Consider the following 13,600-nt stretch of genomic DNA (forward strand, 5'->3'; position numbering starts at 1 on the left):
CAAGGATGTCGAAGCCCACGATCCTTCGTCTGTCGCTGTTTCGGGAAATCGCCGGGTTTGGTTCTGTCATGGCACGAATCGGCGGGCGCAGAACGTGGGCGGCTTTGGCCTTCCTCATCCTCGGCAGCCTGACCGAAGGCGTTTCGATCCTTCTTCTCGTCCCTTTGCTGCAGTTGGTTGGCCGCTCCGACCAGAACTACGCGATCAAGCTGCCAAACAATGAGGTGATGCGCTGGCTGGCGCCCGATGGCACCGTGCAGCTGACGACGATGCTCTGCGCCCTCGTCGGGCTTGTCGCCCTGCAGGCAGGTTTCAACCGCTTCAGGGCCCTGTACATGGCCGGGCTGCTCTACGACTTTGTCAACCGCCTGCGCATAGATCTGTTCGAGAGCATCGGAAAAGCGCGATGGGGCATCTTCACGCGCATGCGAAGCTCCGACATCGACCACGCCTTGACCGGTGACATAGACCGCGTGCAGACGACGGCCTTCTCACTGCTGATGCTGATACAGGCCGCCGTGCTTTTGGCGGGCTATCTCCTGGTTTCACTGTTCATTTCGCCGGTCATGACGGTTTTTGCCGGCGTGGTCGGCATCGTCATGTTCGCGGTGCTTCGGCCTTTTCGTGCGCGCGCCGCCGCATTCGGCCAGTTGATGACCACCAATCGGCAGGACCAGTACCGCACGGTTTCGGAATTCCTCGGCGGCATCAAAGTGGCCAAGAGCTTGAATGTCGAAGCCACCTATTTCACGCAGCTTCGCTCGATCCTTGAAAGGATGAAGGCCGACAATCTCAACTATGTGCGAAACAGTACCATCGGCACCGCCTTGTTTCAGGTGGCGAGTGTCGTTGGGCTCAGCCTGTTCATCTATGTCGCGCTGGTGCGCTTCAACCTGTCGCTTGCCGAAATCGTTGTCTTGCTACTGGTGTTCATGCGCATCGCACCACGCTTCATGGACATGCAGACACAGATCCAGCAGGTGCTCATCAACCTGCCCGCCTATGCCGCGATGCGCAGCCTGCAGACACGTTTCAACGCCGAGCGCGAGATGGACGACACAGAGGCCCGTGGAGGCGAGAAACTCTCGCTCGCAACCGGGCTGAACATACGCAACGTCTCCTTCGGCTATGGCGAGAATTCCGGCAGGCCGGCCGTGAGCGACATCACTTTCGGCCTTCCCGCTGGCAAGGTCACCGCCCTGATCGGCCCTTCGGGATCTGGCAAGAGCACGATCGCTGATATGTTGCTCGGCCTGCTCGAACCGACAGCCGGCAATATCCTCGCCGACGGCGTCGAGATCAATTCGACGAACCGCAGGCGCTGGCGCGATCAGGTCGCCTATGTGCCGCAAGATGTGTTTTTGTTGCACGACACCATTGCCGCGAACCTGCGGCTTGCCGCTCCACAGGCCAGCGAGGGAGACCTTTGGGCAGCATTGCATTCCGCGCATGCAAGTGACTTTGTCGAGCGGCTCGACCATCGGCTGGAGACGGTGGTCGGCGACCGTGGCGTCCGGCTTTCGGGCGGAGAGCGCCAACGGATCGCGTTGGCCCGCGCGTTGTTGCGCAAGCCATCGCTGCTGATCCTTGATGAAGCGACCAGCGCGCTTGACTGGCAGAACCAGTCGCTGATCGCCAAGTCGATCGAAGGGCTGCGTGGGGTGATGACGATCCTGACCATTGCGCACCGGCCGTCGATGATCGCCTTCGCCGACTGGGTGGTGGCGATGGAAAACGGCCGTATCGTCGAGGTCGGGCAATATCGGCGACTGAAGGAAAAATCCGAGAGCCGATTGTCGAGGATGCTGTCGGGCGAGCAATCCAACCGGGAATCGGCGGATGCGACCTGAAACCAGGCCGGCATCATAAAACTAGTGAAGGCTTCGCCTTGCGCTCAGCTTCTCGCCCTCGACCGCGTCTGGCGTGTTCAGCTTTCTCTCGGCGTCACGAAGCGTGTCAGCCGGTGTCGGCGCGCTTCTGGCAATCATGGCATAGATGATTACGAAGTAACCGGCCTGAATGATCACGGCGCAGATGATGACACGCATCAGCGTCGTGCCGATCGAAGCGCCGCCCAGGTAAGACCAGGCAACGACGATCGCCAGAGCGAAAATCATCCCAATGATGAATTTTGGCAGCGACATACCCAACAGCCCGTTAACCGGCCCGGGTACAATAAACGATTGCCCCACCCGAGCGCCCAACCCTTGTCATGCGGGCTTGTTAGATTCGCCCTATTTCGGCCGGTTGCTTCCGACCTTTCCGACCTGTCGATAGTCTGACAGAAACTGTTTGCAACTCTATTAAGGCGAGCAATAGGCGGCAAGGGCAACCACACATATTTTTGTTTGAGCTTCGCCGATGGACTCTGCCATGTTGCAATGCACGCTACGGCTTCATCCCGATCTCTCAGCATCACCGTGTTTTGGTAAGATACACAACATTGAGTAGTATTTTACTCGAATTCACACGTATATCGCGCCGTTCTAAAGCACTATGGTGCTCAAGACTGCGAAATAGAGAACGCCCTGCCCCATATTCGCCCAAAAATTGCCCTGATTTTTCTCGCGATGCCCACCAATCGTCACAAATGCGCTAAGGAATGCGAATCTTGTGCAGCACGAGCTTATTATTTAGTCAATTCATGACGTGACTATTTCAACGGGTTGGGAAATTGTGTGTTGCGCTGCAGCATTTTTTTGATACCGTGCCGTAAACCATTCGTTCAACGATGGAGTTCGGTATGAGGGACGTCGCCAAGTCAGCCACTGCGGATTTTCCGCAAGCTGGCATTGATTTTCCGCCGCCGATCGGCGGCCTGCTCAAGCGAAGCTTTGATATTGCTGGTTCACTGGTCGGCCTGATTGCACTCAGCCCACTGTTTGTGATGGTCGCATTGCTCGTCAAATTCTCCGACGGCGGTTCGATTTTTTACGGCCACCGGCGAATCGGGCGTGGAGGGCGGGTATTCCCCTGCCTCAAGTTCCGCACCATGGTTCCGAACGGTGAAATGGTGCTAGCCGCCTATCTGGCCGCCAATCCGGACGCCAACGCCGAGTGGATTTCGACCCGCAAGCTGAAGAACGACCCACGCGTCACGCGTGTCGGGGCTGTCTTGCGGAAGCTCAGCCTTGATGAACTGCCGCAGATCATCAACATCCTGCAGGGCGACATGAGCCTCGTCGGACCACGCCCCGTGGTGCGTGACGAGTTGGAAATCTACGGCAGCGCCGCCGTCTACTATCTGAAGTCACGCCCCGGCCTGACTGGCCTTTGGCAGGTCAGCGGACGCAACGATGTCTCCTATGACAGCCGCGTTGCCTTTGATCGTCACTATGTCGAAAACTGGTCGCTGTTCGAAGATGTCCGCATCATCATCAAGACCGTCCCTGCCGTCTGGATGTCACGCGGCTCTTACTGACCGGCCGCCGACCCAGACCTTCGGCGGCAAGCTCATCGGGCGATGGGGCTAAGCGGATCGGAACGTTCAGTTGAAAACAGATATGTTTGAAGCCTTTCGCGGCGGCATTCTCAAGAGCCGTACGGCCCGGCTTGCGGCGGCCTGTGTTGCCTTGTCGCTTGCTGTTCCCCATGTCGCCTCGGCTGGAGACTACCATCTCGGATCGCAGGACAAGCTCACCATTCGAATTGCCGAATGGCAGACCGTCGAAGGCACATTCCGGGATTGGTCGGCGGTAAACGGCGAATACACGGTCGGCCCGGCGGGTACGCTGTCGGTGCCCTTCGTCGGCGAGCTTCCAGCCTCCGGCAAAACCACCACCGAGGTCGCCGCCGCGATAAGCGAGGGGCTGCAGCGCAAACTCGCCCTTTCGGACAGACCAGAAGCCTCGGTGGAGATGGCGCTCTACCGGCCATTCTACATTTCGGGCGAGGTTCAGACCCCTGGGCAATATCCATGCGTGCCCGAACTTACGGTGCTGAAAGCCATCAGCGTTGCCGGCGGGCTGCGCCACAGCGCCGATACGGGCCAGCGCTATGATCGTGACCTGATCAATGCCAAGGGCAATTATGACGTTCTTGAGGACCAGCGGGTCCGCCTGATCGTCAAGCGCGCCCGCATCGAAGCGGAAATGGCTGACAAATCGACGTTCGACGTCCCGAAGGAAGTCGCCGACGACCCAAAACTGCCAAGCATCGTTGCCGACGAGATGGCGATCCTGGCCGCGGACCAGAAGAAGCTGAAGCTGCAACTGCAGTCGCTCGACGACCTGAAGAACCTGCTGCAAAGCGAGATCGAATCGCTGCAGAAAAAGGTCGTCAACCAGCAGCGGCAGGTCGAACTGGCAAAGCAGGAGCTTACCGGCATCGGTTCACTGGCGCAGAAGGGCCTGGTCGCCAACACGCGGGTTTTGAATTCCGAGCGGTCGATCGCCGATCTGGAAGGTCAGATCCTCGATTATGACACGGCCATCCTCACCGCCAGGCAGTCGATCAGCAAGGCGACGCAGGACGGGATCGACGCCGAGAACACGCAGAATGCAACCCTCGCCACCGACCGGCAGCAGGCGGAGGCGGACCTCAACGAGGCAACGCTGAAGCTTGGTATGAACAAGGGCCTGATGACCGAAGCCCTGTCGGGCAATCCCGGCTCGCAGCAGCTAGCCAATGACCAGCCTGCCATATCCTTCGCGCTGGTGCGGATCGTTGACGGCAAGACCAGCGAGATTCCGGCGCGCGAGGATACGCCCGTGCTGCCCGGCGACGTCATCAAGGTGAAACTGGCGCCGCTGGCCAGCCAGTAAGTCCCGGGCGGATATTCCATCGTGTCAATGCGGCGCGAAAGGCGGGTGTCGTGTGAATATCTATCGGGTCCGAAGGTATCTCAAAGGTACGATTTTCACCGCCATCTGGAGAGCCAGGGGCATAGGAATAGCCGACCGCGTTTCAGTGCTTGGCGTGCCACCTCACATCGCGGGCAAGGGCACCATTAAACTTGGCTCCCTTGTTTCCTTCCGCGGCTTTGGATCGCGATCATGGTTCCATGTGCTTGGTAACGCCAGCCTGTCGATAGGCTCCAGATCATTCATAAACAGCGGCGTCATGATCGATGTTTCCGCTGCGGTAAGCATTGGGAAGAACTGCCTTATCGGCGATTGCGTTGTCATTCAGGATTCAAATTATCACGAGATCGACGAAGGCTCCGGCGTCAAGACGAAGGCCGTCGTGATCGGCGACAATGTATGGATCGGCCGCAATTCCATAATTCTGCCTGGGGTCGAAATTGGAGATCACAGCGTGGTTGGAGCCGGTTCGGTGGTCACGAAAAGTGTTCCTCCGCGCAGCCTGATTGCCGGCAATCCCGCCAAGCTGATTCGCGAGATCGTGGCGTCAGCTGACTACATCCGCTCCTAGCAAGCCGGGCCTCTGGCCCGCCTAGCCCTTTGCCAGGTTTGGCTCTACGAGACCGGCTGGAGTCCAACGAGGGCGCGAGACCGGCACGGGCGTCAGCCGGAAGTAGCTGTAGTACAACAGGAACGACCCCATGATGTAGGGGTTGAGAATGTCGACCTCGACGAATGAGCGGATCAGCAGCAGCACCATCACGCCTGCCAGGATCACCGGTTCGGCCTGCCACGTCCTGAAAACCACCGCGGAGACGTGGCCATGGAGTGTGCGCAGGATGATCAGCGAGATCAGCCCAGCGCCGACAAAGCCGAGTTCGACCAGGGCTTCGATATAGGTGTTGTGGAAATGGAAGCCGCTGCGGGCAGAGATGTAGAATTCATTCCACAGCCGCTCGGCCTCGGAAAACCCCTGCACCCAGTAGGCGGCGTAGCCGACACCGAGGATCGGCGATTGCTGCGCCGCGTCCCAGCCCTGCTCCCAGAGATAGGTGCGGCCGGTGAGAGTGGAATCCTTGCCGAATATGCCGAGGACGAAATCCATCAACCCCAGGTTCATGGCGACAAAGGCGACCACGACCAGCAGGCCCGCACCGACCACGAAAATCACCCGGCGGTAGCGGCTTGGCAGTTGCTTGCTGATGGCAAGCAGCGCCACCAGTGCCAGGACCGCTGGCACCGAGGCGATGGAGGTCGCGGAATGCGAGATGGCCAACAGATAGGCCGACAAAAGCATGATCGGCGCTGTGAGGATGAGACTTAGCCGGCCGCGCCGGAGAAAGGCCAGGAAGACGACGCAGAAATAGATGCCGAGCGAGGCGACAAAGCCGATCTGGTTCTTCGAGGCGAAAGCGCCAACGAAATTAAAGGTCCCGTCCAGGACATCAGCGGAATAGTGGCCAACCCTGAGCGAGTAGAGCAGGACGACAAAAATCCCGGCCAGGGCGCCTATCGTCAAGGTGCGCACGCTGATCGTTCGCGCCGCGATATAGGCACAGGCGATATGCGAAAAATACTGGACTGCTGTCCTAGCCGTGACGCTCGGCGCCGCCGACCAGAAGACCGAGAAACAGACATAGGCGGCGAGCAGCAGCGGCAGCCAAGCGCTGGACAGTTGCCGCAGGAAGCGCCGGTAGTCGACAAGGATGAGCGGCAGCCAGACGGCATAGTAGGCAAGGATGAGAACCTGGCCGAAAACAACCGAGTAGGAAAACGCCCAGATGGAGACGGCGACGGCAAAACCACCGTAAACCGTGTTTCTCTCCGGATCGATCAGCAGCGCTTTTGGAATCTTCATGTCAGATTCGGCTCAATGCAGCTCGTATACCGAGCGCAATGCGGACCAGCAGGCATATCCGCGAACAAGGGTGTGCAATCGAAGGCGTCTCCATTGTGCAGTGCAATATAACCTATCGCGCCTGCCGCTCAATGGCAAATCCGGTCAACTTGTCTTACAGCCGATCGCAGGGCGTGCCCTCCCGAATGAGGCTCGCGGCGGACAGCTCGCCTACCACAGCGCTCCGCCGGTAACCTGGATGTTCTCCATGGTGATGCCTTTGGCCAGATCGGAGCAGAGGAAGACCGCAAGTGCGGCAATCTCCCGCGGCTGCAGCATGCGCTGCTGCGGGTTGCCGCGCGCGATCTCGGCCATCGCGTCTTCGGCTGTCCGGCCCTTGCCCTCGCGCTCGACCACCTGCGCCACGTTGCGGCGCATCAGTTCTGTTTCGACCCAGGTCGGGCTGATCATGACGCAGGTAACGCCGTGGGGAGCACCTTCCAGGGCCACGCAGCGGGTCAGGCCGAGCAGGCCGGCCTTGGAGGCACAATAGGCCGGATTGTCCTTCCAGCCGACCGAGGCGGCGGTCGAGCCGATGTTGACGATACGGCCCCAGCCGCGCCCGATCATGCCGGGAAGCACGGCGCGGGTGGCGCGGAAGGCGCCGGTGAGATTGGTGTCGACGATCTTGTCCCACAGCGCGTCGGGATGGCCGCATACCGGCTGCTCGGCGGTGGTGCCGGCGGCGTTGACCAGGATGTCCGCGGGCCCGATGACGGCTTCGGCTTCGGTCATGAAACGGTTGGTGATATCGCTGTCGCGAACATCGAGATGAGCGGCATGCACCCTGGTTCCATGAGCAGCCAGGGCCGCCTGCACGCGCTCGACTTCATCGGCGCCGGGATAGTAGGCGGCGTCGGATTTATTCGCACCGGCGGGCGCGATGTAGGAGCCGACGGCGACATTGGCGCCGGCTTGCGCCAGCGCCGTGGCAATGGCGAAGCCCATGCCCGAAAAGCCGCCGGTGACGATCGCGCCACGGCCAGCAAGGTTTGTCATCGCGCGCATTCTCCGCTCGGTTGAGACAAGCAATCAGGTCCGCGAGGATTTGTCGACGCGACCCACGACATCAACGCCCCCTTAAAGCGGCTTGCCCAGCCAGTCGCGATAGAACCCTTCGAGATCAGGCTCGAAATCGTGCACGATGGGATAGCCGGGCGCGGCGGCCTCGACCTCATGCAAGGTGCCGCATCGCGGGCAGATGAATTCACGGATCTCCATCCATTGCGGGTCGGGAATGTCGCTGTTCGGATAGATCTCGCGCAGCGCCTCCTCGGTGTTGCGGACATGGATCGCTGCCTTGAGCTTCCAGTTCTTGCGGTAGTCGCCAAAGGAGTGACCGCACTCGCATCTTGTGATCCGCTCATCGCCGCTCTGGCAGATGAAGAGGTGATCGGAAACCGGCAGCAGGATCGGATCCTTCCAGGCAACGCGATCCTGATAGACGGCGACCATCTTGAAGAAGCGGTCATCGTCCTTGTAGGCGCTCATGATCCGCCTTGTCTGCGGCCAGGGCAGCTGGCCGGCAGCCAGATCGCGGAGAACTTCCTTGCTGTATGCGGTCATGGTTTTGCTCCCGGCATGAAGATCGATCTGGCATCGACGTTCCAAAAATCGCTGAAATCCCTGGTGAAGCGCTGCGACAGCTTGATCGCGCTGGCATACATTTTCTTCACTTCCGGCGCGAAGTCGGCCTGCTCGACGCGGCCGCGCTCGGCGGCAATCCAGTCCGCGACCGGAATGGCCTTGGCCAGGCGCGCCTTGCGCATCTCGGCGCGGCGCTTGACCGTGGCGTCGATGTCGGCCAGCGGATAGCCGTCGGCATCGTCCTTGAGAATGATGCCGAAGACGTTTTCCGACGCCTCGCGGGTGAGAAAACCGTTCTCGACATCCCAGGCCGTCTTGATCGGATCGCGCTCCAGCACATCGCCGTAACCGCCACCGCCGTTGTAGGAATGGCTGAAGATGTCGCCGGACTTGTGCGGCGAGGTGATGTAGGGGCCTTCGACCACGACATGATCGCCGCCGATGTTTTTCTCATAGTCCGAGACATGTGGGTCGATGCCTGGCGCATGCGCCAGAGGAGCTCCCTTCGCGGCAAGTTCGTGGATGTTGGAGTTGCGCACCGCGCGATGCTTCTGACAGGTCGGTGCCGGATAGCCGCCACACAAGCCGCCATTGTCGAACACACGTGAGGAGTGTTCGGAGGTGTGGAGCCTGAGATGCGAGGTCTTGTTGATCAGCCAGGTCGAGACGAAGGAACAGCCGCCGCGATATTTGCCGGCGCCGCCTGAATTCGGCACGATCGAACGGCCGATATAGACCATCGGCATCGATTGTTCCCAGACCTCGATGTTGCCCATGTCGGATTCGGGGTTCCAGCCGACATAGGCAGTGTCGAGGCCATCCGCGATGGCGAGCGCACCGGAGCCAGCGGCGGCACACTCGAAATGCGCCATACCGAAGGGCGTGCCGTACTGGCTTTCGCCGCCCATCTCGATCATCGGGCTGTTGACCTGACCGACGAACGCTTCCTCGACGAATCCCCGGGCGATGAAGCCTCGCGACAACAGCCGCTGGAACACGCCATAGGCCGGCAGCAGCAAGGCCCATGAGGTCGCCGTCGCCACCATCTCGTTGTCAGGATTGGTCCAGGTGCCGTGCGGAAGTTTCAGCTCGGTCGCCATCCAGGCGCCGTCATTGACCAGCCCTTCGAAATTCATGTGCTGGGTCAGCGTCACGAACATGCCGCCATCCATCCCGGCCGGCGTGCAGTTCATCGAATGGTAGCCCCAGGGCTGCGTACCCTCGAAGTCCATGGTGATCTTGCCGTCGGTGGTGATCTCCATCTCGATCGGGATGTTGTAGAGCCAGTCGGGATCGCCAAGCAGCTGGAAACCGGGCTTGCCCGCCGTGACGTGGCCATAGAACGTATGGCCGCGATAGATGCCGGGAACGGTGAGCTGGCGGGTGCGGGCGAGCTGGGCGCGGCGGCCCTCCTCGATGAATTCCTTCGACACTTTCATCCAGTAGTCGAGGCCGATCTCGGAGATCAGCTGCTTGACGCTTTCGCGCATGTCGATGCAGGAGGCGACCTTGGCCTTTTCGTCCAGCACCCAGTAGATCGGCATGCGCAGATTGCGCTCGCAACGGATGACGTAGTCGCGGCGGATTTCGTCATTCTCGCCGATCTTCTCGGCGCAGACGAACAGCCCTTCGGTGAAGCGCTCCTGCGCAAGACAGACATCGCCGCCGGGCGTGATGCCGCCGGCTTCCAGTTCATGGCAGACCGCACCGGCCCAGCCGACAAGGGTGCCTTCATGGAAGATCGGCACGACGTCCATCACGTCGGGTACCTGCACCGTACCGATGAAGGCGTCGTTGTTGGCAAAAATATCGCCTTCGCGGATGCGCGGGTTTTCCTCGTAATTGTTCTTGATCATCCACTTGATGAAACGGCTCATCGTGTGGACGTGGACCATGATGCCGTTGGAGAGCGCGATGGCGTCACCTTCGGGCGTGTAGATGGCGACCACCATCTCGCCGACCTCGCGCACGCCAGGCGAGGCCGAGATGCGGCGGGCCATTTCGCGGGCCGAGACGCAATAGGCGCGCAGCTTGGTATGCAGCGTCTCGAATTTCAGCGGGTCCTGGTTGCGTAGCGACAGTTCGGTGATGCCGTCATAGCAGCCGGTCTCTTCCATCAGCCGTTCGGAATCGAGCAGCCTTTCGCGCAGGCGCAGGGCCGAGGCAGGTTTGTCCAACATGGCGGTCGCCCTCTCAAGCGTGGGTGTAGTGCAGCAGCGTCCATTCATCGACATGGACACGGTCTTGCGGGTGAACGACGAGCGTCGTGGCAGGATGTTCGATGATGGCCGGGCCGATCACTTCATGGCCGGGCTGCAACAGGTCCATCTCGTAGAGATTGGCCTTGTGCCAGCGCCCGCCGATATAGGCCTCGCGGACACCCTTGTGAGCGGAGATAGGATCGGACTTGCCCAGCGGGCGCTTCAAGAGCACCGGCTTGACCTTGTCGGCGGTGGCGATCAGGCCGAGCTCGGTGATCGTGAAGCCGGCCTCGCCATAACGCGAGACGCGGTGATTGACCTTGGCATAGACCGCCTCGAACTCGTCGAGAACCTTGCGCATGTCGTCGGCTGAGTTGACCTCGGCCAGCGGCGCCATGACTTCGACGTCCTCGAGCTGGCCGGTGTAGCGCATCATCAGGAACGGCACGGTCTTGATCTTCTCGCGTGCATGGCCATCGGCGATCATCTCGTCGACCGCGGCCTTGGTCAGATCGTTCCACACCGTGGTGACCTTGGCACCGAAGCCGGCCAGCGTCGCCTCATCGGCACGAGACGGGATGTCGTGCTGCGTCGACACCGAATGCCGGCGCATGAAGTCGGCCGTGGTGCAACCGAAGGCGGAAAAGGCGGCGGCGAACTGGAAGGTAATGATGTCCTTGAAGCCGATGCCGCGCGAGCAGCCGGCAAGGTGCAGCGGACCCGAACCGCCATAGGACAGCAGCGTGAACTCGGAGGGATGGATGCCCTGGCCGGAGATGACCCGGCGCAGCGCGTTGTTGGCGTCGGCTTCCAGCATGTCGATCATGCCTTCAGCAGCTTCCTCGACGCCGACACCGAGCAGGCTGGAGCATTTCTCCTCGAAGGCTTTACGCGCTTTCTCGACCTGCAGGATGACCTTGCCGCCAAGGAAGTAGTGAGGGTTCAACCGGCCGAGAATGGCGTCGCAATCGGCGATGGTGGGTTCGGTTCCGCCCTTGGCGAAGCAGATCGGGCCGGGGTCGGAGCCAGCACTTTCCGGCCCGAGGCTGACTTTCTTGGTCAAGGGATCGACCTTGAGGATCATGCCGGCCCCAGCGCCGATCGTGTCGAGATGCAGCGTCGGCACGTTGAGCTTGAAACGATCCATCAGCGGCTCGTTCTCGATCCGCGTCTGGCCGCGCGAAATGACACCCATGTCAAAGGAGGTACCGCCCATGTCCGAGCAGATCAGCGAGTCGTTGCCGATCAACTTGCCGACATAGGCAGCGCCCAGAATGCCGCCGATCGGGCCGGAGATCATGGTCTCGTGCAGGCGCGGATGGTTGATCGAGGTCAGGCCGCCGAAGGAGAGCAGCGTCTGCACGCCATATTTGAAGCCATACTTCTTCGAGACGTCCTCGATACCCTTGAGCTGCTTGCGGCCGCGCGAGGTGGCGTAAGCCTCGATCAGCACCGAGTTCAGCCGCGACTGTTCGCGGATGACCGGACGCACTTCGTGGCTGGTGTAGACGGTGATCTCGGCGCCGGCTTTTTCGATCTCCTCACGGCAGATCTCGGCGATGCGCTTCTCGTGCACCGGATTGACGTGCGAGAAGATCGTCATGATGCAGATCCCCTCGACCTTGTCGGCGATCAGCTTCCTGGCGGCAGCGGCAACCTCATGTTCGTAGAGCGGTAGCACGATGTCGCCGAACTGGTCGATGCGCTCGGTGACGCCATGCGTGCGGCGGCGCGGCACCAGCGGATCGGGATGGTGATGGGTCACCGCGTGGAGCCGGTCGGCATAGGAATAGTCGGCCCAGGCCTGCAACCCCCGGCCCATCAGGATCATGTCCTCGAGGCCCTTGGTGGTGATCAGGCCAAGCCTGCGTCCGGTGCGCGACAGAAGCGTATTGAGCATGCCGGTGCCGGAATAGAGCACGACGTTGACGCCGGAGAACAGCTGCTCCAGCGAGATGCCCCAGGCATCCGCCGCGTCCTCGGCGGAAGCGAGAAAACCCTCGGCCTCGTTCTTCGGCGTGGTTGCCGACTTGCCGATCTTGAAGTGGCCGTCCTGATCGACAAGGATCGTGTCGGTCATGGTGCCGCCGGCGTCGATGCCGATGACAATTGGATTGCCAATGATGGGGCCGGCGGGGTTGGGCTGGGTCACGGTCGCCTCGGAATGTGGTCTAGGATGGCCACAGGCTAGATTCGACCGGTGGCCTCGCGCCATATGCCTAAAGACACAATGACGGTCGGGCTGACATCGCCGAGAAAAGGGCATGCGCATGAGCACTATCTGGGCGCCGCTCGCCAGGGCGATCGCCGCCACCGGCACGGAGCGCCATGTCGACTGCCTGATCGACCTGATCGGCGCCGACATTGCGCATGACCTCGTCACCGTGACCCGCTATTCGGCGACGCAGACGCCCGAATTCATCAAGCACCGGCGCTTTTCCGACGAGATGGTCCAGCGCTACCTCGCCAGCTACTATGTCTTCGACCCGTTCTATGCCTCCTGGCGGCGCGAGCGGCGGCTGGGCATCATGCCCTTGAAGCGGTTCGCCGATGACCAGGCCAAGCGCGGCCAGTACATAGCCGGCTTTCTCGCGCAGTCGGAGATCTGCGACGAAGTCGGCATCATGCTGGCCGATGGCGGCGACTGGTGCCTCGGCATCTTCCTCGACCGCTCGACGTCGTCATTCAAGGACGGCGAAATCGACCTGCTGAACGAGAGGCTGCCGGTGTTCGAAGCGCTGCATGAGCGCGATGTCATGGCACGAGGATCCGATTTTTCTCGCACCTCGGCGCCGACAAGTCCCGGCGCCTCACCCCGGCAGCAGCCAAGCATTCCGCCCAGCCTGTGGCCGGAGCTGTCGTTGCGGGAGCGCGAGCTTGTCCAGCTTATCCTGGCCGGCCACCCGACAGCGAACATCGCCGAGCGTCTCGGCATCACCGTCGGCACGGTCAAGAACCATCGCCGGCGCATCTACGAGAAGCTCGACATCACCACCGAACGGGAGCTGTTCCTGCAGTTCTTCCAGCACCGGCCGGGGGCATAGGCGCCTCTGGCTGTCGCCGTCGGGCTTTTCGGCTACTGACCGCCATCACAAAGGCCCGCCCCTTTCGCC

11 protein-coding genes are annotated in these 13,600 nt (G+C 61.0%); 5 read left to right on the forward strand and 6 right to left on the reverse strand.

Annotated features, from left to right (window positions below; all coding sequences use genetic code 11):
* Window positions 1-5 precede the first annotated feature (5 nt).
* Complete coding sequence (locus GA829_RS01255) at window positions 6-1,850, forward strand: ABC transporter ATP-binding protein (protein WP_195176790.1); 1,845 nt, start codon at window positions 6-8, stop codon at window positions 1,848-1,850.
* 21 nt (window positions 1,851-1,871) lie between these two features.
* Here the strand turns inward: GA829_RS01255 and GA829_RS01260 are convergent, their stop codons facing one another.
* A complete protein-coding gene (locus tag GA829_RS01260) occupies window positions 1,872-2,144 on the reverse strand; it encodes an exopolysaccharide production repressor exox (protein ID WP_195176791.1) in 273 nt (90 codons plus the stop codon).
* Between the two features lie 599 nt (window positions 2,145-2,743).
* Between GA829_RS01260 and GA829_RS01265 the strand changes: the two genes are divergently transcribed.
* The 3 genes from GA829_RS01265 to GA829_RS37280 all read left to right on the forward strand — a co-directional run bounded on the left by GA829_RS01265 (window position 2,744) and on the right by GA829_RS37280 (window position 5,373).
* The gene (locus tag GA829_RS01265; RefSeq protein WP_195176792.1) at window positions 2,744-3,421 is read left to right on the forward strand and encodes a sugar transferase; all 678 of its coding nucleotides are present in this window, start codon (window positions 2,744-2,746) and stop codon (window positions 3,419-3,421) included.
* Window positions 3,422-3,503: 82 nt separating this feature from the next.
* Entirely contained in the window at window positions 3,504-4,763 is a 1,260-nt protein-coding gene (locus GA829_RS01270; protein ID WP_195176793.1) for a polysaccharide biosynthesis/export family protein, read from the forward strand.
* 52 nt (window positions 4,764-4,815) lie between these two features.
* Window positions 4,816-5,373: an acyltransferase gene (locus tag GA829_RS37280; protein ID WP_308462319.1), complete on the forward strand. Its 558-nt coding sequence runs from the start codon at window positions 4,816-4,818 to the stop codon at window positions 5,371-5,373.
* A gap of 21 nt (window positions 5,374-5,394) precedes the next feature.
* Here the strand turns inward: GA829_RS37280 and GA829_RS01280 are convergent, their stop codons facing one another.
* The 5 genes from GA829_RS01280 to GA829_RS01300 all read right to left on the reverse strand — a co-directional run bounded on the left by GA829_RS01280 (window position 5,395) and on the right by GA829_RS01300 (window position 12,609).
* Window positions 5,395-6,660, reverse strand: a complete 1,266-nt coding sequence (locus GA829_RS01280; protein WP_195176794.1) for an O-antigen ligase family protein — start codon at window positions 6,658-6,660, stop codon at window positions 5,395-5,397.
* Between the two features lie 210 nt (window positions 6,661-6,870).
* Complete coding sequence (locus GA829_RS01285) at window positions 6,871-7,698, reverse strand: SDR family NAD(P)-dependent oxidoreductase (RefSeq protein WP_195176795.1); 828 nt, start codon at window positions 7,696-7,698, stop codon at window positions 6,871-6,873.
* 81 nt (window positions 7,699-7,779) lie between these two features.
* Window positions 7,780-8,265, reverse strand: coding sequence for an acetone carboxylase subunit gamma (locus tag GA829_RS01290; RefSeq protein ID WP_195176796.1), 486 nt, complete (start codon window positions 8,263-8,265; stop codon window positions 7,780-7,782).
* Window positions 8,262-10,466, reverse strand: a complete 2,205-nt coding sequence (locus GA829_RS01295; protein ID WP_195176797.1) for a hydantoinase B/oxoprolinase family protein — start codon at window positions 10,464-10,466, stop codon at window positions 8,262-8,264. The genes GA829_RS01290 and GA829_RS01295 overlap by 4 nt, the downstream gene beginning before the upstream one ends.
* A 13-nt stretch (window positions 10,467-10,479) precedes the next feature.
* The gene (locus tag GA829_RS01300; RefSeq protein ID WP_195179475.1) at window positions 10,480-12,609 is read right to left on the reverse strand and encodes a hydantoinase/oxoprolinase family protein; all 2,130 of its coding nucleotides are present in this window, start codon (window positions 12,607-12,609) and stop codon (window positions 10,480-10,482) included.
* Between the two features lie 142 nt (window positions 12,610-12,751).
* On the opposite strand from GA829_RS01300, the gene GA829_RS01305 reads away from it, so the two are divergent.
* Complete coding sequence (locus tag GA829_RS01305) at window positions 12,752-13,531, forward strand: helix-turn-helix transcriptional regulator (protein WP_195176798.1); 780 nt, start codon at window positions 12,752-12,754, stop codon at window positions 13,529-13,531.
* Window positions 13,532-13,600: the final 69 nt, after the last annotated feature.

This window comes from Mesorhizobium sp. INR15 (genome assembly GCF_015500075.1).
Classification (GTDB): domain Bacteria; phylum Pseudomonadota; class Alphaproteobacteria; order Rhizobiales; family Rhizobiaceae; genus Mesorhizobium.